Source organism: Mesorhizobium sp. WSM4806, assembly GCF_055811635.1.
The window spans coordinates 185,583-212,130 of sequence record NZ_JBVVQZ010000007.1 but is presented as its reverse complement, the minus strand read 5'-3'; the positions used below and the strand labels follow the sequence as shown (position 1 = coordinate 212,130).

At 62.5% G+C, this 26,548-nt stretch carries 20 protein-coding genes and 3 pseudogenes; 4 read left to right on the top strand and 19 right to left on the bottom strand.

Features of this window, described 5'->3' with window-relative positions; translation table 11 throughout:
* Positions 1–19 precede the first annotated feature (19 nt).
* Entirely contained in the window at positions 20–490 is a 471-nt protein-coding gene (locus AC0L2M_RS13580; protein WP_473535102.1) for a hypothetical protein, read from the top strand.
* Between the two features lie 29 nt (positions 491–519).
* On the opposite strand, the gene AC0L2M_RS13575 is transcribed toward AC0L2M_RS13580, so the two are convergent.
* Positions 520–2,448, bottom strand: coding sequence for a hypothetical protein (locus tag AC0L2M_RS13575; protein ID WP_473535101.1), 1,929 nt, complete (start codon positions 2,446–2,448; stop codon positions 520–522).
* Positions 2,449–2,906: 458 nt separating this feature from the next.
* On the opposite strand from AC0L2M_RS13575, the pseudogene AC0L2M_RS13570 reads away from it, so the two are divergent.
* A pseudogene (locus tag AC0L2M_RS13570) lies at positions 2,907–3,001 on the top strand (AGE family epimerase/isomerase); the annotation flags it as partial.
* A gap of 444 nt (positions 3,002–3,445) precedes the next feature.
* Here the strand turns inward: AC0L2M_RS13570 and AC0L2M_RS13565 are convergent.
* From AC0L2M_RS13565 to AC0L2M_RS13550, 4 genes and pseudogenes are all read right to left on the bottom strand, one after another.
* Positions 3,446–3,676, bottom strand: a pseudogene (locus tag AC0L2M_RS13565) (AbrB family transcriptional regulator); the annotation flags it as partial.
* 192 nt (positions 3,677–3,868) lie between these two features.
* Complete coding sequence (locus AC0L2M_RS13560) at positions 3,869–4,171, bottom strand: putative quinol monooxygenase (protein ID WP_023797886.1); 303 nt, start codon at positions 4,169–4,171, stop codon at positions 3,869–3,871.
* Positions 4,172–4,217: 46 nt separating this feature from the next.
* A pseudogene (locus AC0L2M_RS13555) lies at positions 4,218–4,976 on the bottom strand (SDR family NAD(P)-dependent oxidoreductase).
* Between the two features lie 63 nt (positions 4,977–5,039).
* Positions 5,040–5,477, bottom strand: coding sequence for a DsrE family protein (locus AC0L2M_RS13550; RefSeq protein ID WP_473535142.1), 438 nt, complete (start codon positions 5,475–5,477; stop codon positions 5,040–5,042).
* Positions 5,478–5,581: 104 nt separating this feature from the next.
* Here AC0L2M_RS13550 and AC0L2M_RS13545 point away from each other — a divergent pair, with 104 nt between their 5' ends.
* Positions 5,582–6,691 carry a hypothetical protein gene (locus AC0L2M_RS13545; RefSeq protein ID WP_473535100.1) on the top strand — a complete coding sequence of 370 codons (1,110 nt, stop codon included), beginning with the start codon at positions 5,582–5,584 and terminating at the stop codon, positions 6,689–6,691.
* 449 nt (positions 6,692–7,140) lie between these two features.
* Here AC0L2M_RS13545 and AC0L2M_RS13540 read toward each other — a convergent pair whose 3' ends face one another.
* The 6 genes from AC0L2M_RS13540 to AC0L2M_RS13515 form a co-directional block, all read right to left on the bottom strand.
* Entirely contained in the window at positions 7,141–8,070 is a 930-nt protein-coding gene (locus AC0L2M_RS13540; RefSeq protein WP_128247176.1) for a cation diffusion facilitator family transporter, read from the bottom strand.
* A gap of 232 nt (positions 8,071–8,302) precedes the next feature.
* Positions 8,303–10,492, bottom strand: coding sequence for an anthranilate synthase (locus AC0L2M_RS13535; RefSeq protein WP_473535099.1), 2,190 nt, complete (start codon positions 10,490–10,492; stop codon positions 8,303–8,305).
* A 310-nt stretch (positions 10,493–10,802) separates the two neighbouring features.
* Positions 10,803–11,858 carry a M14 family metallopeptidase gene (locus tag AC0L2M_RS13530; protein WP_473535098.1) on the bottom strand — a complete coding sequence of 352 codons (1,056 nt, stop codon included), beginning with the start codon at positions 11,856–11,858 and terminating at the stop codon, positions 10,803–10,805.
* 122 nt (positions 11,859–11,980) lie between these two features.
* Positions 11,981–13,357 carry an FAD-containing oxidoreductase gene (locus AC0L2M_RS13525; protein WP_473535097.1) on the bottom strand — a complete coding sequence of 459 codons (1,377 nt, stop codon included), beginning with the start codon at positions 13,355–13,357 and terminating at the stop codon, positions 11,981–11,983.
* Positions 13,354–13,815 (bottom strand): DUF4126 domain-containing protein, encoded by a 462-nt coding sequence (locus AC0L2M_RS13520; protein ID WP_473535096.1) that lies wholly within the window; start codon positions 13,813–13,815, stop codon positions 13,354–13,356. The genes AC0L2M_RS13525 and AC0L2M_RS13520 overlap by 4 nt, the downstream gene beginning before the upstream one ends.
* Positions 13,816–14,176: 361 nt before the next feature.
* Positions 14,177–15,163, bottom strand: a complete 987-nt coding sequence (locus tag AC0L2M_RS13515) for a helix-turn-helix domain-containing protein (RefSeq protein WP_473535095.1) — start codon at positions 15,161–15,163, stop codon at positions 14,177–14,179.
* A gap of 128 nt (positions 15,164–15,291) precedes the next feature.
* Here AC0L2M_RS13515 and AC0L2M_RS13510 point away from each other — a divergent pair, with 128 nt between their 5' ends.
* The gene (locus AC0L2M_RS13510; protein ID WP_287073632.1) at positions 15,292–15,939 is read left to right on the top strand and encodes a cysteine hydrolase family protein; all 648 of its coding nucleotides are present in this window, start codon (positions 15,292–15,294) and stop codon (positions 15,937–15,939) included.
* A gap of 312 nt (positions 15,940–16,251) precedes the next feature.
* On the opposite strand, the gene AC0L2M_RS13505 is transcribed toward AC0L2M_RS13510, so the two are convergent.
* The 8 genes from AC0L2M_RS13505 to AC0L2M_RS13470 form a co-directional block, all read right to left on the bottom strand.
* On the bottom strand, positions 16,252–17,931 hold the full coding sequence (locus tag AC0L2M_RS13505; RefSeq protein WP_023799967.1) for a formate--tetrahydrofolate ligase: 1,680 nt from the start codon (positions 17,929–17,931) through the stop codon (positions 16,252–16,254).
* 307 nt (positions 17,932–18,238) lie between these two features.
* Positions 18,239–18,661: an ester cyclase gene (locus AC0L2M_RS13500; protein ID WP_473535094.1), complete on the bottom strand. Its 423-nt coding sequence runs from the start codon at positions 18,659–18,661 to the stop codon at positions 18,239–18,241.
* 132 nt (positions 18,662–18,793) lie between these two features.
* On the bottom strand, positions 18,794–19,936 hold the full coding sequence (locus tag AC0L2M_RS13495; RefSeq protein ID WP_473535093.1) for a DUF2333 family protein: 1,143 nt from the start codon (positions 19,934–19,936) through the stop codon (positions 18,794–18,796).
* 50 nt (positions 19,937–19,986) lie between these two features.
* Positions 19,987–21,291 carry a DUF6638 family protein gene (locus AC0L2M_RS13490; RefSeq protein ID WP_287227527.1) on the bottom strand — a complete coding sequence of 435 codons (1,305 nt, stop codon included), beginning with the start codon at positions 21,289–21,291 and terminating at the stop codon, positions 19,987–19,989.
* Between the two features lie 220 nt (positions 21,292–21,511).
* Positions 21,512–23,422 carry an AAA family ATPase gene (locus AC0L2M_RS13485; RefSeq protein WP_473535092.1) on the bottom strand — a complete coding sequence of 637 codons (1,911 nt, stop codon included), beginning with the start codon at positions 23,420–23,422 and terminating at the stop codon, positions 21,512–21,514.
* Between the two features lie 24 nt (positions 23,423–23,446).
* Positions 23,447–24,592, bottom strand: coding sequence for a hypothetical protein (locus AC0L2M_RS13480; protein ID WP_287227521.1), 1,146 nt, complete (start codon positions 24,590–24,592; stop codon positions 23,447–23,449).
* Positions 24,593–24,621: 29 nt separating this feature from the next.
* Positions 24,622–25,710 (bottom strand): hypothetical protein, encoded by a 1,089-nt coding sequence (locus tag AC0L2M_RS13475; RefSeq protein ID WP_023799959.1) that lies wholly within the window; start codon positions 25,708–25,710, stop codon positions 24,622–24,624.
* A gap of 222 nt (positions 25,711–25,932) precedes the next feature.
* Positions 25,933–26,544, bottom strand: coding sequence for a thymidine kinase (locus AC0L2M_RS13470; RefSeq protein WP_128169406.1), 612 nt, complete (start codon positions 26,542–26,544; stop codon positions 25,933–25,935).
* Positions 26,545–26,548: the final 4 nt, after the last annotated feature.

The following is a 26,548-nucleotide window of genomic DNA, read 5'->3' as shown; positions in this document are numbered from 1 at the left end:
GCGCGCGGAGGAGTTTACCTTGACGGCAAAAGCTTGGATTGTGATAGTTATTGTAGGGCTCCTCTTCGCTCTGGCTTTCGGAGCGATGTCTATTTCAGAGGTCAACAGGCGGAAGGCCCGTGTTCCAAAAGCAGACGTACCGACCGCTCCGTTTACTGGAAGACTATCTATCGTTTCTATAAAAGACATCAGAGTGGGCGGTTACAAAGTGGTTTTGTGTGGCGTTTCGGCCGAATCCCGCCTTGGGCCGGTCGGCTTAATTACCGAGGCTGCTCGAAAAAGTTACGAGCAAAGTGTCGTGACCTGCCGTCCTGTTGGAAGCGGCACGCCGTGCGACGGCAAAGTCGGTCTCAAGTCTGGTAGCGCTTTGGTCGTTCAGTGCCTTACGTCTGCGGGCGGCGATCTCGCAAAGGAGTTTTCGGAGAAAGGGTTCCTGTGCCAGTTGCCTTCGCAATCGTGGGCCGGCTATGTGGCTTGCCCAAGCCAATGATAGATAGAAGCCCCTCGCGGAGGTGCGCTCTAGATTGGTCGTGGCTGGCCTTCAAAGATAGCTGCCCAATTGATCAAAGTTTCCCGCAAGCCAGTGACGGTAACCTCGATGGCATTGAGGTGTTTGGAAACCGACACCTGGGGGCGGGTCTCCAGTGCAAAGGGATCATAGTCAATTCCAATCGCCTGCAAACTGACGAGCGTGCAGACACCGCTGTCATTTAGGCACACTGCCCTGCGCACCCCGGAAAAGACAATCTTGCGGGCGCTGTCCACGCCTTCAATCACAATGTTGATCGTGGTTAGCGTATCGGTAGGTAATTGTACAACCGTTTCAAGGCCTCGTGCGACGCCCTCGATAGTCAGCGGCTTACTCGAGTTGGTTGCGGTCTGGGCAGAGGTGCGAGGCTTGCCATAGGCGAGATGCGTGGAGAAGTCCGGGATTGGCTGGAAATTGGCTCCATGTGTGCAACTCTTCATGACCACGATCGCACTTGCGTTCGTGCTCCGCCGATCGATCCAGTCTGTTAAAACAAACGAACTCTCCGCGAAGTGGACATTTTCCAAAAAGAGAATGCCGGGGGAACCGCCGGGCTGGCTGCGAACGATGAAGGTAGGATTTTCGGCACCATTGGTCACTAGATGCGCATTGCGGACGGTGAGAATTCCGCCTGTCTGTTCAAACAGTGTGGCGTTCTGATTGGGCTGAGCTTCGGTCAGCCCATCAAAAACGGCGCTCCCCGATCCCGTCATTTTGAGAACCCGCTTAGTGCCTTGCTCGATCCGAAGATTGCGGAAACTGTTAGCATAAAGATTGTTGCCGAGCGCAGCGAATTCAAAGCACCAGTTGGTAGTTCCACAGCCAGCGATATTGCCGTTTCTCAAGTCGAGGTTCCCGCCGCGTTCGAAAAGGGCGATTCGATCAATAAAATTGCAGGAGACGTGATCGAGAACGTAGTTAAGTCCCTGGTCATTCATCACCTGAATGAAGGTATCCACGTTCTGAACTACGCATTTTAAGAAATGGATACCGGCGCAAGTGGCATCGCGCCGGCCATCGGCGAACTTCAGTGCGATGTCGAAGTGCTGAAACGAGCATTCGATATAGAGACTCTCGCCAGACCCAAACGCAGCGGTCGTCTGCCGCCAGTGTTGACATATGCCGGCGCGATTAGCAGCTCTTGGCGAAGGCTTACCGACGAAGGAAATCTGTTCGAACAGAAGGCCGAGCTGCCCATCCAGTTCCATCAGCGTTCCACCGCCAGCGCCGTTCCATGCTACGATAGATTTAGAATTCGCCGCTCTTGCTGAAAACGCATTCGACGTTTCCATTCCTTGTCCGCGCAGCGCCCCACCGCCATATGGAGGAGACGCAGGATACTCGATAGTTTTGTTGACGAGAACGGTACCTGCCGGTATAAACCCATTGGGACCGATCGCGATGACTGAGGCCAGCTCACCGCCCACCATACTCGGCGTGATGACGTTCTCAGCCAATTCCCACCATGCGCCATCGGAGCTTTGAAATTTGCCGTTATGTGCGGGTTCGAGTTCTGTTTTTCTATAGAGCGCGGCGCCACCATCGCCCGATTGCGTGTACCCAGCAAGGCGCAGGAACTGTTTTGCGGATGGGACAGTTGTGGCTTCTGCTACGGCCTTAGTGGCAAAATCTGCAACGCCGCTGGCCGAGATTGCAGCGTCGGCTGCATCCATCACCTGCTGAAGCATTAGACTAATATCTTCGGTGGTTGCGACCCGAACACGCTGCCGCTCGCCAGACGAAAGGCTGGGAGCTGCGCTTAAAGTCTCTGACATTGCGGCGCTCCAACTTGCCCCCCACGGTGCTAAGGCCGCCCACCTTGCAAATAGACGGCGGGAAATGGTTTGCATGATCCCTCTCTTCAACAGGTTCGGATCGCCGATGATGTTTGCATGAATGGGCGATAAAATGACTGACATCAATCCGGTCGATGGAGTAACCGTGGGAAGAATGGGACCCGGCTCTGGCAATGCATGGCCGCCGAGTATCATTGGCGGGTGGAGCGGTCTACCCGGCACGTAATGTTCTTGGCGGGGTCGCCGCCACGTGTCGATCTTTCAACTGTCGAGGGGCAATGAGGTCACTGGAGCATTCGATAGTGACAACGGCCTGGTTGCCGCGAAGCCGATGACCTACTGGCTAAGCACTTTCGGCGGGGGCGCAACGGATTGGATCAATGCTGCCGGGCCGCTTTCGATCGCGGCGTGAAATCAGCGGGCGAACCATAGACCGAGCACAACCATCAACAGCATCACCATTCCGATGACGCTGAACACTATGGTCGCGACTGTCCGCTGAGACAGTCCGCTACCCACTCGATCTCGCTCATCATTGTCCGCCATAACCCGATTTTAGCGACATTTTGAAAGCCCGCAACCTGGGCGAATATTTCGATGCCGAGTGGAGGCCGGCAGAGGCGAGAAAGGTGCCTGGACGGAACCCGGCCACCATTTCGAATGGCCCGCGCTCCTGGCCCGTCGTCGCTATCGAGAAACGGAGATTGCGGCGAGGTGAAGGCCAACGAATTGCCGCCATCACTCGGTACCCGGTTTCGCGAATTGCGAATTTGCGCGGACGAAGTTCGCGCGGTTCGAATTCTCGTGACTGAACTTGACGAGTCTTGAAACGGTACCTTAGCTGGACGCCTCGAACAACCTCCTAACTGAAGCGTGATAGACGCGCTGCCGTAAGGCGATAGAGGCGGGGCCCGGCTGGAGCACCGACGCGCAATCCTCGGTGACCTATGCGTTAACCTCGATTCGGAGCCCTGAACGACAGTGGGCCGGACGACTGGTGTTTCCTATGCTACCCGACGCATTCCTAAAACGACCGGGCTGGTCCTTCAGCGGCCGCGAGCGGATTGCGGTCCATTTATGTGACAGCGCCGCAGGTCTTTCTGCAGCCGCAGACTGCCCTTTATTCCTTTAGACTTCGCGCCACCAGCCGCGCCACGCTCGGTCCGACCAGCAGCACGACGAGGAAGCGGGCCGATTGCAGCGCCATGACGAAGGCGACATGCTGTGCGGCGGCGGCGATGATGGCGACGCTGTCCATGCCGCCGGGCCTGGTCGCCAGATAGGCGGTCAGCGGATAGATGAGGATGATGATCGAGCCGACGATCTGCGGCAGCGCACGCCTCGCCTTGCGTCGCGATCGTTCGCGCCCCCCTCTGTCATGCCGGACATCTCCCCCACGAGGGGGGAGATTGGCAGCTTCAGCGCCCCGCCCCGACCATCAGAGATTGGCGAAAGCCGGGACGACGGCCGATCTCCCCCCAAGTGAGGGAGCTGTCGAGACTTGGCAAAGAGGGCAGGACAGAGGGGGCGCTGTCCAGCCAGCCTATCCGGCCTTGGCCAACCCAAATCCACCAACAGGATGCGTTTCGACCTGGAACTCAAACCCGGCGATGATCGGCCGCGCCCTGGCAATCGCCGCCTGGACTTCCGGCAATTGCAGCGAAGCCTTGTGGCTTGCCTGGTCGGTCCATACCTCGGTCACCCAGATCGCGTCGGCATCGGCCGGATCGGTGGCGATGATATAGCTCAGGCAGCCCGGCAAGGCGCCGGTGCTGGCAAGCAGGACGTCCATCATTGCGTCGCGCTGGCCGCGCGTCGCCCGCATCTTGCCGATCAGACCATACATTGCCGGTTTCTCCGTTGCTTGCAGCGACAAGTATGCAGGTCGCCGCTCACGGCATCAACTGGCCACCGTTCACCTCGTGGCCGGTGATGTAACCGCTCAACAAAGCGGACGAGAGGAACGGCGCCGACGCAATCCTGCGGCGTGCCGGCGCGGCCCTGCGGAATGGTGGCAACCATGGCCTGCTCCTCGGTCGAATAGCGCTCATGGAAGGCGATGGTGCCCGGCGCCACCGCGTTGACGCGAGCCGATCAGTTCCTTGGCCATGCCCCGGGGTCACATTGGAGACGAGCCGAGCCATAAAGGCCGGCGCCGCCGCCGGCGCCATTGCGTGCCGCGATCGACGAGGTGTTGACGATGAAGCCGCCCTGGCGCTTCAGCCATGGCATCGCCTTGCGTGATGCGGTCAGCACGGAGCGGGCGTTGAGGTCCGCGTCGCAATGCGCCTCGGTCAGTTCGGCTTAGGCACGCGGCCGAGGCGGCATTGTTGACCAGGCCATCGAGCCGGCCGAAGTGTTGCGCGCTGTCCTCGACGACGCGCTCGACATCGGCAGCGATCGAGAAATCGCCCTGGACCGGGAACACCTCGCCACCGCCGTTGCGGATGGTTTTGGCCAGGTTTTCGGCAGCCGCCCGACTTGAATGCAGCGCGACGCGGCATTTCTGCGCGGCGTAAGCCAGTGCAAGTGCCGCCCCGATGCCGGTCGCGGTGACCAGCACCGCCTTGCCGGCGAGGTCGCCAAAGTGGGGGTGACAAGGCGGAAGCGACAGGGGTAGAGGTGACAGGGGCGGTTGTGGTGGCTGGCATTCCTCCGGGGTCGTCCTGCTCTTCGTAAGGTCTCGCCGTGCTTATGTTCAAGTCCGTAGGGGTTCAGGGCCGCAAATAGGCGTAGCCGTGGCGCTGCAATTCGGCGAGCTTGACGACGCCGCCGGTCGCGGCGGCATGGAAGCCGTCGAGCAGATCGGTGAGCGCAACGTCCATGCCGTGCATGGTGTTGGCGCAAGCATGCGGGGCCAGCCCGTCGCCAACCAGACCGGAAAAACGGCCGGACATGGCAGCCGAGGCGCTCTTCGACTTGAAGGCGGCGAGTGCCGGTCCGTGCACGACCAGCACGATGTCGACCTTGCCGCCGGTGCCCTCATAGTGGTTCCTGATATTGCCCAGAACGAAGCCGACCTTGTCGAGGTCGCTGAGGTGATAGGCGACCTTTTGCCTGTCCTCTTCCACTGCCGCCGCCTTGACCTGGCGCAGCCCGAGAAGACCGGCGGCTCCGGCAAGGCCGGCGCGGAAAATATCGCGGCGTCGCATCATGTCGTTCTCCAGCATGTCCTCGCAAATTGCGTGGCTTCGGCCTCGATCCTAGCATAAATTGAAGTTGCGTCGTAGTGGCGAAGAGGGGCGAGGAGGGGCACATGACATCGAAGACCATTGGGGGGAAGACCATTGTGGGGAAGACCATTGTGGGCGCCGGACTTGCTGTCGCCTTGCTGGCCGCTGTCGCCGGCACGGCCCTTGCCGACGATACGGGTGAGCTCACCGAACTCAGCCCGGACGGCAAGGATGGCTGTTTCGGGCGTATCTATGATGCCGCGCATCTCAAGGTGCACCCGAACCAGAAGGTGGGACGGATTTTCTTGTACTATGGCAGCGATCCGGTCAGCCATCCGAACGAGGAGCCGAGCAGTGGTCCATCCGGCTACAACGGTTTTTTGGCGACGACGGTGCGCGGCGCCAACAAGCCCGAATGGGTCGGCGGCTGGTGCGGCAAGGGTGATCCGCAGTCGGGCGAGATCCATTGCGGCATGGAATGCGACCGCACCATGGCCTTGGTGAACGTCGACGAAAAAGGCCGGCTGATCGTCTCCGGCGTGCATCGCAACCTTTATCTCGATGCCGGCGCCGAGGACGAGCTTGGCGAAACGGAGTTTGCCAGGCAGGCACTCGGCACGCAAGACGACGGCTTTCGGCTCGACCGCATGCCGGGTGAGACCTGCAAGGCCGAATTCGCGCGCATCGATCCGGTCGATCCGGCGCTGGGAGCACCGCTGCGCGAGCGGCTGAAACGGGACCAGCCGTTCTGCTACGGGCGCGACTACGATGCCGCGCATCTCCGCTCGCATCCCGATCAGCTTACCCACACCATCCGGGTTTTCCGGGGCCCGATCGAACTGGCCGCCTTCGCCAAGGACGGCGATCCGGCAAGCTGGCCTGATGGCGCCGACATAGAAGTTTCCGTCACCACGCGCCAAAGTGCCGTAGAGGTCACGCAGAGCTACAGTTGCGACGGCGAAGCGGACCAGTGGCGCTGTGTGGCGAGCGCAAGGACGAGCGACTTTTCCTGCGACATCGCGGCCAGGGAGATTTTTCTGCGCCGCGGCGCCAACGGCACGATGATGCTGGCCAACCCCAACAGCAGCCTGCCGATCGTCGACCTCTGCTCGAAGGCGACCGACGGCGAGACCGCATCCGACGACAAGGTCTATCGGCTGGAACCGATGCCGCAGGCTGCCTGCGCGCCTTGATCGGATCCGAATCCTTGGTTCGGAAATTGGCGGATATGACGGGGAGCTGGATGGAAATGCGCAAGGCAAACGCGTTCTGGTCGGTCGTTCGCAGGCGGTGCGCCTGCCAATCGCCAGCGCCAACGATTAGCCAGAGACCAACATGCCTTCGTCATCCCAGGGCGGAGTGAACGCGAAGCGGAGCGCAGACCCTGGGATCCATGCCGTAACATCCGCCGAAGAATGCAGCAGTTCGGAATGTGTCGTCCTCCGTTCCGGACCCGTCGTGACGAAGAAGCACTCGATTCTGGTCCGCCTTCGTGTGCCACAGAGGTAACGGCATGGATCCCAGGGTCTCCGCGACGTCGCTTCGCTCCTGCTCCGCCCTGGGATGACGAGGGAGGGGTGTTGCGGCCCATCTGCAAGGGGCGATTTTGCCACTGAAGGGACCATCGACGTTCGCTGCCGCCTCACGCGAACGGCACGGCGGTCGTGCCCTTGGGCAGTTTTGCCTCGTCATCGGGCTCGACATGGATGGTGACGCGCACCGAGGGGATTTCTGCCTTCAGCGCATCCTCGATGCGGTCGCAGATGACGTGGCTGGCGCCCACCGACATGTCGGCGTCGACGACCAGGTGGAACTCGATGAAGGTGGCGCGGCCGGCAATCCGCGTCTTCAGATCGTGGACTTCCAGCGCGCCTTTGCAATTGGCCGAGATGATGTCGCGGATGCGCATGTGCTCCTGCGTGTCGACGGCGCGGTCCATCAGACCGTTCATCGACGAGCCGATGACGTGCCAGCCCTGCCACAGGATGTTCAGCGCAACGATGACGGCAAGAGCAGGATCGAGCACTTGCCAGCCGGTCAGCACGGCGCCGACCACACCCATGAACACGCCGACCGAGGTCGCCACGTCGGTCATGATGTGCCTGCCGTCGGCGACCAGTGCCGGTGACTTCTCGGCACGGCCGGCACGGATCAGCGTCAAGGCCCAGAAGGCGTTGATCACCGTCGCGACGCCGTTGATGGCAAGGCCGGTCCAGGGCTGGTCGAGCGGCACGGGGTGCCGCAAGGACCACCATACTTCGTTGAGGATCAGAAGGGCTGCCAGCACGATCAGCACGCCTTCCAGGACAGCCGAGAAATACTCGGCCTTGTGATGGCCGAACGGATGATCCTGGTCGGCCGGCTTGTGGCTGACCTGGATCGCCCAATAGGCGGCTGCCGAGGCAATGACGTTGACGATCGATTCCAGCGCGTCCGAATACAGCGCCACGGAACCGGTGACGTACCAGGCCGCAAGCTTCAGGCCGAGCACGACGAAGGCGAGGATGATCGACCAGAAGGCGAGGCTGGCGACCTTGCGCTTGGCGGTCGCCTTGATTTCGGCTGTTGTCATTGAGGAAGCCGCGTTCTTCGGCGCCCCCCTCTGTCCTGCCGGACATCTCCCCCACAAGGGGGGAGATCGGCTGTCATGGATGACGTCGTGCGAGATATTCGGGCTAGATCTGCAATGCTTGAGATTGGCGAAAGCCGAAATGAGAGACAATCTCCCCCCAAGTGGGGGAGATGTCCGGCAGGACAGAGGGGGGCGACGTAGGGCGCAAACCTCAACACGAAAACTCCTCGCCCTAGGCCGCCTTTTCCTTGGCCTTGCGCGGCAGATGCGCAACGATGTTCTCGATGATGCGCATGCCGGCATTGTGGCCGAGCGTCATGATCGATTCCGGGTGGAACTGCACCGCGGCGATCGGCTCCTTGCTGTGCTCGAAGGCCATGATGACGCCTTCTTCCGTCTCGGCGGTGACGACGAAGCCGTCGGGCAGGCGGACCGGATCGGCGAAGATCGAGTGATAGCGGCCGACCGTCACCTCCTTGGGCAGGCCGGAAAAGATGATGCCCGGCTTCGACACGCGGATGCGCGACGGTTTGCCATGCATCGGCACGTGCAGCTGCCGCAGCTCTCCGCCATAGGCCTCGGCCAGCGCCTGCAAGCCGAGGCAGACGCCGAAGATCGGCAGGTCGCGCGCGCGGGCCCGCTTGATGGTGGCGGCGCAGTCAAAATCCTTCGGCGTGCCGGGACCGGGCGACAGCACGACGAGATTGGGTTTCAGCCGGTCGAAGACCTCGTCCGGCACAGGCGTGCGCACGGTCGAGACATTGGCGCCGGTCTGGCGGAAATAATTGGCCAGCGTGTGGACGAAGGAGTCCTCGTGGTCGACCAGCAGGATGTTGACGCCGTCGCCGACGCGCGCGGTGGCGCGTTCGGTGTCGGCGGCATTGCCTAATTTGGCGTCGCGGATGGCGGAGATCATGGCGGATGCCTTCAGTTCGGTTTCGGCTTCTTCTTCCTCGGGAATGCTGTCGAAGAGCAGCGTGGCGCCGGCGCGCACTTCGGCGATGCCGTCCTTGATGCGGATGGTGCGAAGCGTCATGCCGGTGTTCATGTCACCGTTGAAATTGACCATGCCGATCGCCCCGCCATACCAGGCGCGCGGGCTCTTCTCGTTCTGCTCGATGAAGCGCATCGCCCATAATTTCGGCGCGCCGGTGACGGTGACCGCCCAGGCATGCGACAAGAACGCGTCGAAGGCGTCCATGCCTTCGCGCAGCCGCCCCTCGATATGGTCGACGGTGTGGATCAGCCGCGAATACATCTCGATCTGGCGACGGCCGATGACGCGCACCGAGCCCGGGTCGCAGACCCTCGACTTGTCGTTGCGGTCGACGTCCGAGCACATGGTCAGCTCGGATTCGTCCTTCTTCGAATTGAGCAGCTTCAGGATCTGCTCGCTATCGGAAATGGCGTCGCCGCCGCGCTTGATCGTGCCGGAGATCGGGCAGGTCTCGACACGGCGGCCGTTGACGCGCACGAACATCTCGGGCGAGGCGCCGATCAAATATTCGCCTTCGCCAAGATTGATGAAGAAGGAATAGGGCGAGGGGTTGATGGCCTTCAGCTTGCGGGAGATGTCGGAGGGCGGCGTCTCGCAGCGCTCGTAGAACATCTGGCCGGGCACCACCTCGAACAGGTCGCCGCGCTTGAACGATTGCATCGCCTTGCGCACCAGATTGGCATATTCGCCGGGCTCATGGTCGCCGCGCGGCGGGATGCGGTCGGCGGTGTTGAACGGCTCGACGATTTCGTCGCGCGGCAATCCCTGCGTCGAAAACCCATCGCTGGAATAGTCGTAGCGGTCGGTCCAGGCTTTTGTCGAATAGTGGTCGACGACCAGAATCTCGTCGGGCAGGAACAGCACGAGGTCGCGCTGGCCTTGCTGGCGCTCGAGCTTGTAGTCGACCGGATCGAACTGGAAGGCGAGATCGTAGCCGAAGGCGCCGTAGAGGCCGAGATTGGCGTCTTCCTCTGTCTTGAACAGTGCGGTGATGGCGCGCAGCACGGTGAAGACGGAGGGAACGCGGCTGCGTTCTTCCTCGGTGAAGACACGGCCCGGCTTGGCCACGTCGAGGCGGATCAGTCGCTTCGACGTCTCGGCGATCGTCACCTCGTCAAGGCCGCCGAGCGCCTTGCCGACCACCGGCAGAAGCATCTCGCCACGGCTGTTCAGCGCCTCGATGCGCATGGCGCGGCCACGCGCCGAGATCACCAGCGGCGGGTCGATGATGGCGGTGTCCCAGCGCGTATAGCGGCCGGGATATTCGTAATTCGAGGAAAACACGGCGCCGCGGCGCGAATTCAGCCCGTCGACATAGGCGTCGATCGCGCCTTGGTAAGGCCGGTCATGGCGCTCGCGGGTAATCGTCACGCCACCCGCCGTGACGAAGCGCTCCGCCCCGTTCTCCAGAATTTTCGTCGTCATTGCCGTCTCCATCAGCGTCTTGGCTCTTTCAGCGTCTTGGATATTTCAGCGTCTTGGGGGCAACGGACCCGGGGCATGGCTTTGAAAAACAAATGGCCGCCCGGACATTCCGTTGCGGCCACCTTCCATTTTTCACGCGCACGCGTTCGAACAGGCCGCTGTCAGCGAGCCCACCACCAAACGGTCTTGATCGAGCGCATGTTCATGGCGATTCCAATAGCGGCGATTGCACGGCCGCGCAACTGGATTCAATGAAGGATCCAATGAAGGGGTGGAGAAGGGGGAGGGCATGGAGAAGGGCATGAGCCCCTCAATCCTCCAGCGTTCCCGACCGTGCATCGGCGCTTTTCCTGTCGCCGACCAGCTTCAGCAGATCTTCGCCGGCGCGGACGATGCGCCGGGAACGCCGTGTCAGGATGATGCCCGCCTGCGGCGCGAACAGCTGGGTGCGGCCGCCGGCTTCACCCGGCGCATGGACGATGGTGGCGAGCAGCGCGCCTTTTGCCACACGGTCGCCGGGCTTCACTTTGTAGAGGACCGCGCCCGCCCGCGGCGCCGGCATCATGTCGATGTTTTCGAGCGGCGCAACGATTCCGGTGAAGCTGCCGGACGTGGATAAGGCCTGGTCCAGGACCACGCCGCGCGCCACCAGCAGCCGATAGAGCCCTTCGGCATCGGTGCCGGCCAGAGCGCCGTCGACATCGAGTATGCCGCGATACTCGACCGTGGTGGCGACGCGCCGGTCGAACCGCGCCACCTCTGCAGGGACCTTCAGATACGGCGTGATCGAGGCGCCTTCGAAGGTGCCGTCGGTATCTTCATCCCACAGGACCACCGCATCGACGCCCATGGCCGCCGCACAATCCGCCATGGCCGGCCACAGGCTGGTGTGGACATAGAGGTAGGCGAGGCCCTCGTCGTCGCAGTGCAGGTCGAGCACGATGTCGTGGCCGATCGACAGCTGCAGCAGCCGCGTCTTCAGCCGCTGATCGGCAGTGCCAAGCGTGGTGTCGGGCAACAATTTTACGTCAGGCGCGGCCAGCAGCGGAAAGCCGCGGTTGAAGTTGGTGCGCGTGCCCAGGTGAAAACGGCCCTGGTGCTCGCCGAAATGATACTGGGCGCGGCCGATCGGATTGGCTTGCGGCACGACGGTGATATCGCCCTTGATGCGGCGTTCGGCTTCGGCCTTTTCAAGCATCGGCATCAGCGCGTCGATGGCGACGACGCCCGGCAGTTCGCCGGCATGCAGTGCCGCCTGCAGATAGGCCGAGGATGCCGCCTTATCCGTTCCCTCGAAGCGGAAGACCGGGAATTCGTAGGAAACGCCCTCGCTGTCGCCGACGATATGCTCGATCCATTTCTGCATGATGTTCCTCCAGGAAAACACATGCCCTTTCGTCGATACGCTGTCGATTGGTCCAGCTTTTCACGTTATGGGCGCAAGGGCCTCCTCGGCCGGGCGCGGTGGGCATACTGGTCCTGCCCGGCCTATGCCAGCGGCTTCAACTCCTGGGCGATGGTGGGCAGAAGTTCCGAGACGGTGGGGTGGATGTGCATGGCGCGCGCCAGCGTGCTGACCGGCGCCTTGGCATACATCAGATCGAGCACGCAGTGTATCGCCTCGTCGCCGCCGGGGCCGAGCACCGAACAGCCGAGGATTTCGTTGGTGTCGGCATCGGCCAGGATCTTCATGAAACCTTGCGTCTCGCCTTTCTCGACGGCACGGCCGACGCGGGTCATCGGCCGCTGGCCGACCAGCGCGCGGCGGCCGGACTTTCTGACCGCTGCCTCGGTCATGCCGCAGCGGCCGAGCGGCGGGTCGGTATAGAGCGCATAGGCCTCGATGCGGTCGCTCACCCTGCGCGGGTCGTTGTCGAGCAGATTGGCGGCGACGATCTCGTAGTCATTGTAGGAGGTGTGGGTGAAGGCGCCCTTGCCGTTGCAGTCGCCCATCGCCCAGATGCCGGGCACGCCGGTGCGAAGCTGGTCGTCGACGACAATGAAGCCGCGTTTGTCGACCTCGACGCCGGCCTTGGCGAGGCCGAGATCGTCGGTGTTGGGGGTCCGGCCTACTGCCAGCAGCACATGCGAGCCGACAGCCGGCGCCTTGCCGGCGGTGAAAGTCACGGCGATGTCGCTGCCCTGCCTGGCGAAGCTGATGTCGCCGGCGCCGAGATGAACCGTGATGTCTTCGTTCTCGAGGATGGACAGGATGGCGGCCGAGACATCCTCGTCCTCGCGGCCGATCAGCCGCGGGCTCTTTTCAATCACCGTGACCTGTGAACCGAAACGGCGGAACATCTGCGCGAATTCGAGCGAGACGTAGCTGCCGCCGACGACGACCAGGTGGCGCGGCAGCACGTCGAGATCCATCATCGACGAGTTGGTCAGGAACGAAATCTCGTCGACGCCTGGCAGATCAGGCACCGAGGCACGGCCGCCGGTGTTGATGAATATTTTCCCGGCGCTCAGCAGGTCGTCGCCGACGCGCACGGTGTTGGCCGTCTCGAAGCGCGCATGGCCGCGATAAAGCGTGCATCTGTCCATGCCGGCAATCCAGCTCTCGAGATTGCCGCGGGCGTCGTTCGACACCTTGTCCTTGCGCGCCTTGATCGCCGTGTAGTCGACGCCGACCGGACCGGAGAGCGTCACGCCGTAGTCGGCGGCGCGGCGGGCGAGATGCGCGGCATAGGCGCTGGCCACCATCGCCTTGGTCGGCATGCATCCGGTGTTGACGCAGGTGCCGCCGACCAGCTTGCGCTCGATCAGCGCCACGCTCATGCCAGCCGCCGTCAGCCGGCCGGCGAGCGGCGGGCCGGCCTGTCCGGCGCCGACGATGATGGCGTCGAATGGCTTTGCCGTCATGCCACCGCCGCCACGATCAGCAGGCCGCCGACGATCGCCACCGCGTCTTCGATGAAGGCGGCGGGCGGGTCTTTGCCGAAAGCCAGGGCCAGGCGTTTGCGCAGCTCTGCACCGCCCAGCGTGCCGATAACCGCGCCGATAGCGCCGGCGATCAGGCCGCCGACGGTGGCGCCGCCGGTCGCGCCGATCACCGCGCCGGTGAAGGCGCCCACGACGATGCGCGCGCCAAACTGCTGCGGCACCTTGCGGCTCGGCGTCGATGGCAACTGGTCGGTGACCAGTTCGGCAATGGCCAGGATTGTGAAGATGCCGACGGCGATCCAGTGGCCCATGAAGCTGGCCCAGGTTCCGGCGACCGGCAGCCAGCCGAGCCAGGCCCCCCAGGCGACGGCGGCAGGCGCGGTCATGGCGCGAAGACCGGCAACGACGCCGATGAGAAGTGCAAGAATGTACAGCATGATTGGCCCCTCGATCACACGGCCTGGGACAGCCCAGCCGGGGCAGGCTAGCATAGGTTCGGCATTTGACCAGAGGCGTAGCAGGACGGATCACCGTGGCCCGAAGCGAGCGCAGGATAGAGAGCAGAGAAAAGACAGCCTGTTGGATGGCAATCGGCGTCGGCGCGGCCCCTCATCTGCCTGCCGGCATCTTCTCCCCGTATGGTGACGGGGAGAAGGGGCTGGCCGCAACCTCGGCACCCCTTTTGCAACGCTGACAGTTGGCGAAATCGTCGGAGACGGCGTCTTTCTCCCCGTCACTATACGGGGAGAAATGCCCGGCAGGGCAATGAGGGGCAGCGCCAGACCTGAAGCGATTGCCTCACCTCGGCGCCTGCGCCACGCGCTCCTGAACGTTCTTCGAGAATTCGCGCCGGTACTGCGCGGGCGTGGTCCTGAGCCGCGCCGAAAAATGCTGGCGCAGCGAGGTGGCGCTGCCGAACCCGGCCTCGAAGGCAACCGTGTCCATCGATTTTTCCGTTACTTCCAGCAGCCGCTGCGCCAGCGCGACGCGCTGGTCGGTCAGCCAGTCGCCGAAGCTGGTGCCGATTGTTTTCTGGAACCGGCGCGTGAATGTCCGGCGGGTGAGGCCGGCGGTAGCGGCGACACTGTCGAGGCTGTGCGTCCCGTGCAACGTCTTGCGCACGGTGTCGAGCGCCTGGGTGAAGCGGTCGGCATTGCCGGTCCTGGCGATTGGACGTTCTATGAACTGCGCCTGCCCGCCCTGCCGATGCGGAGAAAGCACGATCTGCCGGGCAAGCCGGAGTGCCGCCTCCGCGCCATAGCGAGCCCGTATGATGTGGAGACAGCAGTCGAGCCCGGCGGCGACACCGGCCGAGGTCACGACATCGCCATTGTCGATGTAGAGCATCTCCGGCTCGACGAGAATGTCGGGATAGAGGGCCTGCAGCTGGTCGGAAAAAGCCCAGTGCGTCGCGGCTCGCCGCCCCGAAAGCAGGCCGGTCGCCGCAACAGCGAACGTTCCCAAGCACAATCCGACAATCAGCGCGCCGCGCCGGTGCGCGCGACGCAGCGCCTCGATCAGTGCCGCCGGCGGTGGGACTTCGAGGTTCTTCCAGCTGGGCAAGATGACGATGTCGGCGTCATCAAGCGCGGAAAGCCCGTGCGGGACGCTGATGGTCAGCCCCGCATCGGTGCGGATCGGCCCGTCCTCAATCGCGCAGACCCGGAACTCGAAGCGCGGCAGGCCGAGCGTCGTGCGATCCTCTGCGAATACAAGGCAGGGCACGGAGAGGTGGAACGGGCTGATGCCATCGAAGGCGATGGCGGCAACGATCGGATCGGCCATGATGAGCACCAATGAGGCGTTGGACCCGAATGTCCCAATTATTTCGAACTATGTCAATCGGGACACTTTTGCGGACCGATGCCGAGTCTATCCTCGACCCGTCAATGTCAACGGGAAAGGAAAACTCCATGTCGGACTCAGCCAAAGGCAAAGCGCCACGCCGTGCCCTCATCGTCGTCGACGTTCAGAACGACTATGACGGCGGCAATCTCGCCATCAAGCACCCGCCCTTCCGCGACACCGTCGCCAATGTGGCGCGCGCCATGGACGCGGCCGCCGAGGCAGGCGTCAAGGTGGTGGTCGTCAAGCAGTTGGCGCCGGAAACATCACCGGTCTTCGCCAAGGGCAGCCATGGCGCAGAATTGCATCCCGAGATCGCGAGGCGAAACCGCGACCACTACATCGAAAAGACCTTGCCAAGCGCCTTCACCGGCACCGACCTCGAGGAATGGCTGCGCGCCAACGCTATCGATACGATTACGGTCATCGGCTACATGACGCATAATTGCGATCTGTCGACGGTCATCCACGCCGTCCATATGGGCTTTGCGGTCGAGTTCCTGTCGGATGCAACGGGGTCGCTGCCCTATGCCAACAGCGCCGGCTACGCCTCGGCCGAGGACATCCATCGCGTGGTGACGGTTGTCCTGCAGTCGCGCTTCGCCGCCGTTCTCAAGACCGCCGAATGGATCGACTGCCTGAAGACCGGCGTGCTGCCCGAGCGCGATACGCCCTACGCCTCCAACCAGCGCGCGCTGGCACGCAACGCCGCTTAGGCGAACTTAGATGTTCAGGCGTCTCCCGCGTTCCTTAACCAAGGACAATTGTTGAAATCAGCGCCGCCCCTCATTGCCCTGCCGGGCATTTCTCCCCGTGTAGTGAAAGGGAGAAAGATGCCGTCATCGCCGATTTCGCCAATCTACAGCGTTGCAGAATGCGTGCCGAGGTTGCGGCCAGCCCCTTCTCCCCGTTCACGGAGAAGATGCCGGCAGGCAGATGAGGGGCGGCGCCGACATTGAGAATTGGTCGACGCGCTGGTCGATCAGCCAGTCGCCGAAGCTGAGGCAAGGGTGAGGGGCAGCGAGCCCTCAGAACAGGCCTTCGATCTGGCCCATCTCGTTGAGGAATATCTTCTCCGAGGACGGCGCCTTGGGCAGGCCGGGCATGGTCATGACCTCGCCGCAGATGACGACGATGAAGCCGGCACCGGCAGACAGTCTGACCTCGCGCACCGGCACGGTGTGGCCGGTCGGCGCGCCGCGCAGGTTCGGATCGGTCGAGAACGAGTACTGCGTCTTGGCCATGCAGACCGGCAAATTGCCGTAGCCGGCGTGCTCCCAGGCGTGGAGCTGGTCGCGCACCGATTTGTCGGCGATCGCTTCGGAACCGCGATAGATGCGCTGGACGATGGTGTTGATCTTCTCGAACAGCGGCATGGCGTCGGGATAGAGCGGCGCAAACTGCGAGGAGCCGGATTCGGCGAGTGTCACCACCTTGTTGGCGAGTTCCTCGATGCCGGCCGAGCCGTGGGCCCAGTGCTTGCACAGGATCGCCTCTTCGCCCATCGAGGCGACGTAGTCCTTCATCGCCCTGATTTCAGCGTCGGTGTCGGAATAGAAATGGTTGATGGCGACCACCGCAGGCACGCCGAACTGCCTGACATTCTCGATGTGACGGCCGAGATTGGCGCAGCCCTTCTTCACCGCCTCGACGTTCTCCTTGCCGAGGTCTTCCTTCTTGACGCCGCCATTCATCTTCATGGCGCGCACGGTGGCGACGATGACCGTGGCCGCCGGCTTCAGGCCGGCCTTGCGGCACTTGATGTCGAAGAACTTTTCGGCACCGAGATCGGCGCCGAAACCGGCTTCGGTGACGACATAGTCGGCAAGTTTCAGCGCCGTCGTGGTGGCGACGACCGAGTTGCAGCCATGCGCGATGTTAGCGAAGGGGCCGCCATGGACGAAGGCCGGGTTGTTCTCCAGCGTCTGCACGAGGTTGGGCTGCATGGCGTCCTTGAGCAGCACGGCCATGGCGCCGTCGGCCTTGAGGTCGCGGGCATAGACGGCCGACTTGTCGCGGCGATAGGCGACGATGATGTCGCCGAGGCGCTTTTCCAAATCCTTCAGGTCGGTGGCGAGGCACAGGATCGCCATGACCTCCGAGGCGACGGTGATGTCAAAGCCGCCCTCGCGCGGAAAACCGTTGGCGACGCCGCCGAGCGAGCAAATGATCTCGCGCAGTGCGCGGTCGTTCATGTCCATGACGCGGCGCCAGACGACGCGGCGGATGTCGATACCGAGTTCGTTGCCCCAGTAGATGTGGTTGTCGATCAGCGCCGAAAGCAAATTATGCGCCGTGGTGATGGCATGGAAATCGCCGGTGAAGTGGAGGTTCATGTCCTCCATCGGCACGACCTGCGCATAGCCGCCGCCGGCAGCGCCGCCCTTAACGCCGAAATTCGGCCCGAGCGAGGCCTCGCGGATACAGACGATGGCCTTCTTGCCGATGCGGTTGAGACCGTCGCCGAGGCCCACCGTCGTCGTCGTCTTGCCTTCGCCGGCCGGCGTCGGGTTGATGGCGGTGACGAGGATCAGCTTGCCGTCCTTGTTTGCCTTCACCGACTTGATGAACTCGGCCGAGATCTTCGCCTTGTCGTGGCCGTAAGGCAAAAGATGCTCGCTTGGAATGCCGATCTTCTGGCCGATCGCCTGGATCTGCTTCTTGTCGGCGGCGCGCGCGATCTCGATGTCGGACTTCACTTCGGCCATGGCGGCTTTCCTCTGGATTGGACGGTGGAGGGGACGGGTTTGATCAGTGTGGTCGCAAGCCTGTTCGGAACAGCCTGGCGCTGCAGGCGAGGGCACGTTCTACCCCTGTCGCTGCCGTGGCGTCAACTTGCATGCAACTATGTTTCCTATAGAGAAAGACGGCTCCTGGTCGACCTGACCCGGATCTTCGCGGGTTGTCGCGCCGTATAGAAGCCAGAGCACGCGCCGTCCTGCCGTCTCAAAACAGCCGCGGAATGCACGGAATGCGACAGGGTTGGAACGCCGGTCGGCGCTTCGAGCGGTGGCGCTAGAATGCGCCGATCTGGTGCATCAGCCCCAAGCCGTCAAGCTGGCCGAAATGTTCGACCACGATGCCGTTCTCGACGCGATCAATGTTAATCACACCAACCGAGACGCAATTTCCGCTCGGTGCGACGCCGTGGAAGGTGCCGGTGTGCGTGCCCTGAAAGCGACCGCGCGTGACCACCCTGTCGGCATCGCCGACATAGTCGTCGATGACGTGATGGCCGTCCGGGAAACCAACAAAGAATTCGGTCAGGGATTTTCGCCAGTCATCAAAGCCGATCGGATTGGCGCTGGCGAGGTGAACGGCGAGATCCGGAGAGACCAGACCGGCCAGTCTATCCCAGTCCCGCGCATCGATCGTGGCATAGAGATTTCGAGCAATTTCGCGGATATCCATCGCGTGTCCTCGCTGGCTGCCGCCCACGGTTGAACGACGGCGAGACGATCAGGTTCCGCTCCCGGAGATGCGCAGCCGAACTGCTGCGACAGGACGTTGCCGATCTCGACCAGGGCCAGCGGTGATTCAAGCCAAGGCGTCTTTCACCATTCGCTTGCTTCACCGATCCAGGACGGACCTGACCTCGACGAGGTTCGATCGAACCCTAAGCACATAAAAACCCATCGTGGTGAGGTGGGTGGGCATGATCCAGCCATCCTCGCGGCCGTTGGAGATTATCAGAGGCTGGATGGCGAGCGCTGCCTTGAGCTGGCCTTCCACGCTGTTCCACAGCGGCGTGAGGCCGCGATTGTCGAGGATCTGCTGAAAATCGTGATGCGCCGCCGTCAGGATGCCGTAATAGCCGTAGAGCTGGCCGTAGGCGAACCAGAAGCGGTCGTCAGCGCGCGTGTCGAACCAGCCGCTGTTGAAGTTCTGCGAGCGGTCGCGGATCAGGTCCGACGTCGAGCCTATGTCACTCGCGATCCGGTCGACGAACTGCAACAGATTGTCGGCGCGCGCGTTGAAGACAACCTCGCATTTCATGAGCCGGTCGTTGAAGGCGCGAAGGCTGCTCGCCGCCGTGCGATAGAAACTCGGCGTCGGGGTTTTCGGACCAAAGGGCCTGAGGCCGAAGTACCAGGTTTCCTCGTCGAAGGTGATCGCGCCGCGCGCATCCTGCAGGTTCTGGTCGATCTGGCTGGTGCCGCGGACGCGGCCCAGCGTGTCGACAAGCTCGACCGTGGTGCGCCGGATGGCCTGATTGACCCCGCGCTGGAAGGAGGCCTTGTTGTCGAGAAACGGCGTGCGGTCCCAGTCCATGCCGAAGAGCCCGAGCTTGTAGAGTATCATCGACGAGATCCAGGCATTCTTGTTGACGTTGAAATCGATGAGATCGGCCGTAACCTGGACAATGGCCGAGTGGGTGCAGGTCTTGACCTCTCCCTCGACGCCAGCGGTTTCCCCGGTGGCGGAAGGAGCGGGCTGTGCCGGCGTGGTTCCGGCCGGCTGCGTGAACCTATATGCTTCCGCATAGGCGGGATTGAAATTGCTCCAGACCTGCGTGTTCCAGATGAAATAGCCGTAGAGGCCGATCAGCATGAGCAGAGCGAGGCCGAGCACCGCCTTCAGGATCCAGCCGCGCTGCGTATACCAGCGCCCGGCCCACAGGAACGGCCACAGGATCACGCCGACGGCGAAGCCGATGCCGCGGCCGATCCACTGGAACATCCGTGTGAAGAAGTTCACGATCGGATCAAGCATGGCGATGTCACCCCTCGTCAGTCAGCCAAGTATTCGATAAGGTTAGGCATTCAATCGGTAAGGCCGTAGAGGCGTGTGCGAAACGCCACCTTGTCTTTCAGATATGTGGTTTTCAGAACGTCCACAACATGCGATCGCCAAGCGTCGCTGAAGCCGTCATAGTCCCTGTAAAAACCCGGTTTGTTGAAGACGTAGCGCGAGACGAAGTCCTGCGGCACGAAATCCGAGATCAACTGGTTGGTCAGCCAGGCGTCGGGATGTCCGGGCTTGGCCCGGATCGTCAGGAAACGCTGCTGCGGGAACACGTCCTCGATCTTGAGATAGCCGAGGTGAGCGATCTCGCGCTTGGCGGCGTTGAGAAAGGGAAAATTTCCGTCCCTGGTGATCAGGTCGGCATGGCTGTGGATCCAGGTCTGCAGCCAGACCTTGTCGACGTCGGTCAGGTTGCGGTCGGGCTCGGCGTCGCGGATCAGCGCCCGCACCACCATTTCGGCGCGGTGCTCGAGATAGCCTGATGTTTCGATCCACGAGGCCCGCGGCAGTTCGATGCGGCCGGTCGCGGCAAGGAACTTGAACACCCTGTCGGCATCATTGATCGAGAGGTAGCTCACCTGCCACGGCCGCGAGCGGCGGAAGCCGGGTGCTGCCGGGTCGCTGATCACCGTCGTCATGTCGGGGTCGATGAACACATAGAGCCCGCCGAAATGGCTGGTCCAATAGGCGCTGTGGCGAAAGATCACCTGATCCGGCACCAGCGCGTTCTCGCGGATGTCGCCGCAGATCTTGGCAAGCTCGACCATGCGGGTGAGCATGGCGCTGTCGCGCCAGGCGTCCGGCTCCTGCTTCAACCGGTCGACGAGCTTGCCGAGTTCGGCGGCTTTGCCGAGCACGTCCTCCGCCGACAGCACCTTGAACTCGACTTGGTTGATCGACAGCAGGTCCTCGATGTCGTCGACCTTGGGGACCGAATCCTCGATCTCGCCGTAGATGACATCCTTGATGGTCAGCGCGTCGATGGCGCGCTGGTTCGTCGACATGAACTCGAACATCAGCTGCGAGGTGTTGGAAAAGGCGGTGTGGACCACCGGCAGGTCGACCTGCGACGGCGTCAGGAGGATGAAGCGGCGATTGATCTCGTTGGGATCGAGGTAGCTGTAGTCGCCGCATTCCTCGGCCACTTGCGGCGAGAAGCCGGTGCGGTCGATCTCGAAGCTCTTCAGCTTCGTCGGCTTCAGGCCGAAGGCGACCAAAGCCTTGTTGTAGCGCTGGATCAGATGTGGCTCGTCGATGGTCAGCAGCCGGCCATAGATCAGCTCGTTCTCGCGCAAAAGGTCGGACTTCCTGGCGGGGCTCATCTATCTCTTCTCCCCGTTCACGGGGAGAAGGTGCCCGAAGGGCGGATGAGGGGCGCGGGCATCCCTTCTCCCCTTGTGGGAGAAGGTGGATCGGCGCGCAGCGCCGAGACAGATGAGGGGTGCTGGACGGAGCGCCATCGGCGCCAAGCTGGAGCACCCCTCATCCGTCGCCTTCGGCGACACCTTCTCCCACAAGGGGAGAAGGGAGCGTCGGCGCGTCTCACGCATTCCACAGGCCCTTCTTCTTCAGCTCCTCGATCTCGCGGACCGCGCGGTCGCGCAGGCGGGTGTCGCGGATCATCTTGGTCACTGCGGCGTCGTCTGACTTGTCGGAATAGCGGAACTCCGAGTCGGCGTAGCGGTTGACCTCCTGCATGACCATGTCCATCGAGAACGGGCCGCGCAGTTCCTCGATCATCGCCTTCTTGTCGTCGTAGCTCTTGTGCATGAAGACTTCAGGCCTCTCGAACCATTCGTCCGGCAACTCGATGTCCATGGCGCGCATCTTGATCGCATCGGTGACATTCTTGATGGCGCGGCCGGTGAAGCGCGGCTCGGCCTCCTTGATCATGTGCAGATAGGTGCCGATGTCGGCCATCGACTTCGGCGCGCCGTTCTCCTTCATGTAGCGCTCATAGACCTTCATCAGCCCGTCTTCCCTGGGCTTCTCGTGCTCTTCATAGGCCTCCATCACCGCGCGCTGGATTTCTTGGGCGGCATAGAGCTTGTGGTCGCCGAGCGGGATCTTGTGGTTCTTGCCGGCGAGCAGCACGAAGATGTCGATATAGTCGTCGCGCGTTTGGGGCCCATCGACCAGCCAGCGGGCGCCGGCGCGTTGGCGCAGCGCGTCGTCGACGTTTTCGGGATAGTTGGAGAACATGCCGAAGGAGCAGTTGCCGCGCACCACCGTGGCCGCACCCCCGAATGCGTCCATCAGGACGCCGGTGATTTCCTGCTGGCCGGCCGAGGCGCGATCGTCGGAGCGGCGGGCCGCCACCTGGTCGATATCGTCGAGGGTGCCGAAGCCGATGACGCGCGAGTTCAGCACATTGTTGATGAACTGGCGGCAGTTCTGGCCCGACTTGCCCTGGTAGGAGGAGATCTGGTCGACGCCGAAATTCTCGTAGGCGAAGGGATAGCCGGCGACCTGGCAGTAGCCGTTGACGAGACCGGCGATCATCTGGATCAGCGTCGTCTTGCCGGTGCCGGGCGCGCCGTCGCCGATGAAGGTGAACAGGAAGCCGCCGAGCTCGACAAACGGGTTCAGCTCGCGCTCGAAATCGTATGCCATCAGCATCTTGGCGAGCTTGACCGACTGGTATTTGGCGATGTGGTTGCCGACGACCTCTTCCGGCTTCTTGAAGGTCATCACCAGCGGCTTCGACCGCTTGCCCGGCGCGACGTCGAAGCCGTCGAGGGTGAAGTCGTCGACGTCGATGCGGATATGCGCATTCTCAAACGGACCAATGCCGTCGAAGCGGCCCTTTCGCGCCAAAAGCCCGTCGATGACGACACGGGCGAATGCGCGCGCCCGGGTCATCAGATCGGCGTCGTCCTTCGCGCCTGCTATTGCCCTGTCGAGGCCGGCTACGATCGATTTCACCGCGTCCTGCGGCGTGTCGAACAAAAAGTCCGGCTCGGGCGTGTCGTTCGGCGCCTCGCCGTCGCTGTCGATCAGCTGGAACAGATAGGAGGCGAGGCTGAAGGCCGAAATATAGGCCGAGGCCGACAGCAGCTTCTTGAAGGCGGCGGCCTCGTCGCCTTCGAGCGGCGCGCGGGCGTTTTTCGCCTTCAGGCTCTCGAGATCTGAGCCTTCGGCGAAGACATCGGCGATGGCCAGCGCGATCGCCAGCCCGCGCCGGGTGCGATAAAGCAGCATGTGCTGTGCAATGCTCAGCAGCTGGTCGTCGGGATGGACGGCGGCGACGGTCTTGGAAAGCTCGACCTCGCGCGTGCGGCGCACCGAGCCGACCGAGACGGTCGAGACGAAGCGGCGGTTGGTGCCGGCCAGTGCGGTACCGGATTCCCGCGACGGGTCCTCCAGCACGACGATGCGGGTGATGAAGCTCTGCGCGGTGGCGCGGTGCTTTTCGATTGCCGCTTCCGAAATCGTGGTCAGGCCGGTGTCCATGAAGGATGCTCCGCGGTTTGACTGTCAGACGTCACTGATGACCTGTCCTTTGGACAGGATGTGGACCTTGTAGCCGGAAAAGATCTTCTGCGCCTCGCCGGCGGCGTAGAGCGCCTGATAGGCCTCATGCGGGATCAGCGCGTGCTTCTCGTAGCTCGACACGCCTTGTCGCGCCGCCTCCAGATCGTCGGTGTCGATGAAGAATTCCTGCGTCGCCTTCTCGCTCGAAAACAACCCCTTGCGACCTGGCTTTTCGGATTTCGAATAAACCTCCTGGATGGTCCAGGTCAGCAGCCAGGCGTTTTCCGGCTTGCGCACCTTGTCCAGAATGTCGGTCACCGTCGAATTGTTGTCGGTGATCCCGGCCGAATAGAAAGGCCCGAGCACGACGCGGCGCAGCTGCTTGGGGTGGAGTTGCTCGAAATCCTTGTCGAGGTTGACCGCGATCGTAGCCGGCGACAGAGTATAGGCGGAGTTCTTCTCGGTGAAGTCGTCGAAGCGGTGGGCAAGCTCGGGATTGAGCAGTCCTTCAACCGGAAGCGGAATGTCGACCTTTTCGTTGAGCTTGCCATTTCGGTCGACAAGCTGCCCGATCATCTCTTCGGAGGAATCCTCGACCGTCACCATGTAGACCAGCGGCAGGTTGGCGCTGCCGTCGAAGGCTGCCCAATGGGCGAGGTAGTAAGGCCGCCTGGTCTTCGGATTGACCGAGACTTTTGCCGTCTGCGCCAAGGTGAACGGCCCGAAGGTCGTCTCGCTCCTGACGCCTTCCAGATAGAGCCGCTCGGCCATCGACTTCTGCAGCGCCTCGGGGAATTCCTTGTGGCGCAGGATGAAGTCGGCCATTTCCTCGCGCAACTCGTCGGCCAGCGGTATGTTGGCGAGACGCGTATTGGCCTGGCGGCGGTCGTTTTCAAGTTCGAGCACGTTCTGGAAGACCGGAAAGCCGCTTTCGGCGCGCGAGATGCGGAATGTCTCCATGAAGCCCAGCCGGTTGCGCCAGCAGGAAAACGAGTTGTCGAGCCGCGCAATGTATTCGGCGACGATCTTGGCGACGATGCCGTGCCGGTAGAGCGGCGAGCGATCGTCGCGCATGAACACTTCGAGGCCGCTGAGTGCCGCGGTGATCGCCGAGAAATACCGCGTTGCGGCTTCGTTTTCGGGGGTCATGCAGCCAGCCCTTGGGAGATATGCAGCAATTACGACTGCACGTAGTTTGCCGCATTGTGCTTTTTCAGCACGTCGTCGAAGCGGCGGGCAAAGGCATCGTCGGCCAGCTTCTTGCGGCGCTGGATGTCGGCGGTCGCCACCATGTTCTTCTCGTGCATTTCGAGGAGATCGCCAATGTGCTTCTGCGAGGCCGCGCCGATGCCGGCCATGGTTTCCTCGGCGGTGTTGTCGACCTGGCTGCCCAGCGTGTTGATCTTGTGAGCGACGTCCTGCTGGGCGGCGGTCTTCAGCGAATCTTCCAGGGCCTTGTAGAGCACGATGCGCTGCTCGGTATCGATGGTCAGCTTGTTGATCAGCGTCGACTGCGCCGCGATCTGGTTGTTGAGCGAATCGACGAAGGTCTGGAACATCGAGGTGTAGCGCTCCAGCGTCTGGCTTTCGGCCAGCAGTTCCTGCTCCTTGGCCTGCTTCTCGTTGTACTCGGTTGCCAGTTTCGAACGCTCGCCCTCAAGCTCGGTGCGCTCCTTCTGGCTGGTCGAGGCGGCGATCTTGTTCTCGATGTCGAGCAGCATCGGATTGAGCTCCTCGATGCGCTTTTGCACGGTCTCGAGATTCGACATGGTTGCCTTGCGGCGCTCGATCACCTGCGACAGGCTGGCCTCGGAGGTCTTGTAACGCTGGTCGAGGATCTGCTTCTGCGCCTTGAGGATGCCGACGATGGTGTCGGATTTCGCCAGAAGCTCCTGCAGATTGCCGGCCAGCGACATGTTGCGGACGCGGTCGGTGCGCATGCGCTGCTTGCTCTGGTCGGAAAATATGCCGACGAAGCTTTCCCAGCCGGTGTAGTTCTTCATGCTCTCGAATTCGGCGCCGAAGACGTTGGTGGCGTCCTCCAGCCCGATGATCAGGTCGGCGATGTTGCCTTCCATCACCTTCTGCTGCTTCAGCACATCCTCGATGCGGGCATTCTCGAGGTCGAAATTGGCGTCGCCGATCTTCCTGTCGGTCCTGGCGAGCGTGTCGAGCACGGCGCCGGACTGCTCGATCTTGGTGCGCATGTCCTGCACGACCTGATTGGTCTTGGCAATTTCGGCATCGAAATTCTGCAATGTCGCCATAGGAGCCTCCCGCTTCGGCAATTGTTCGTGTCGCGAACGCCGCGAATATATGTATGGCAAGGGGGGAAGGAAAGGCGGAAGATGCCGCGATACCTCAAACAAAACCCGACCCCATCGGCCTGCCTTCCACCGCTGGTGATTGGCGAAAAGCCGAAGCCGCACCCGATCTCCCCCGCAAGGGCCCGCAAGGGGGGAGATCGGCAGCGTCGCCGACGGCGCTGCTCAGGCCTTGGTGAAGCCGATGAAATCGTCGGGCGCGGCGCGGCCCATTTCCTCTTCCCAATGGCGGCGGCAGAGCGAGACATAAACATCCTTGCCGATCGCCACCTGTTCGCCCTGTCTCGCCACCTTGCCGTCCGCGCCGAGGCGCACGACCATCGTCGCCTTGCGGCCGCAGCGGCAGATGGTGCGCACCTCGCGCAGATCGTCTGCTATCGCCAGGAGCGCGCGCGAGCCGGAAAACAGCTTGCCCTGGAAATCCGTGCGCAGGCCGTAGCACATCACCGGGATGTCCAGCCGGTCGGCGATGCGGGCAAGCTGCCACGCCTGCTCCTCTTCGAGGAACTGCGCCTCGTCGACGAAGACGCAATGCACGGTCGTGTGGTCGTGATGCTCGGCGACCCTGGCGAACAGGTCGTCGCCGTCGCGGAACATCTCAGCCTCCGCCTCCAGGCCGATGCGCGACGAGATCAGCCCGGTGTCGCCCTTGCGGTAGTGGCCGGCGACGAACAGCATCGTCATCATGCCGCGCTCGCGGTAATTGTAGGAGGCCTGCAGCAGCATCGTCGTCTTGCCGGCATTCATCGTCGCATAGTGGAAGTACAGCTTGGCCATGCCG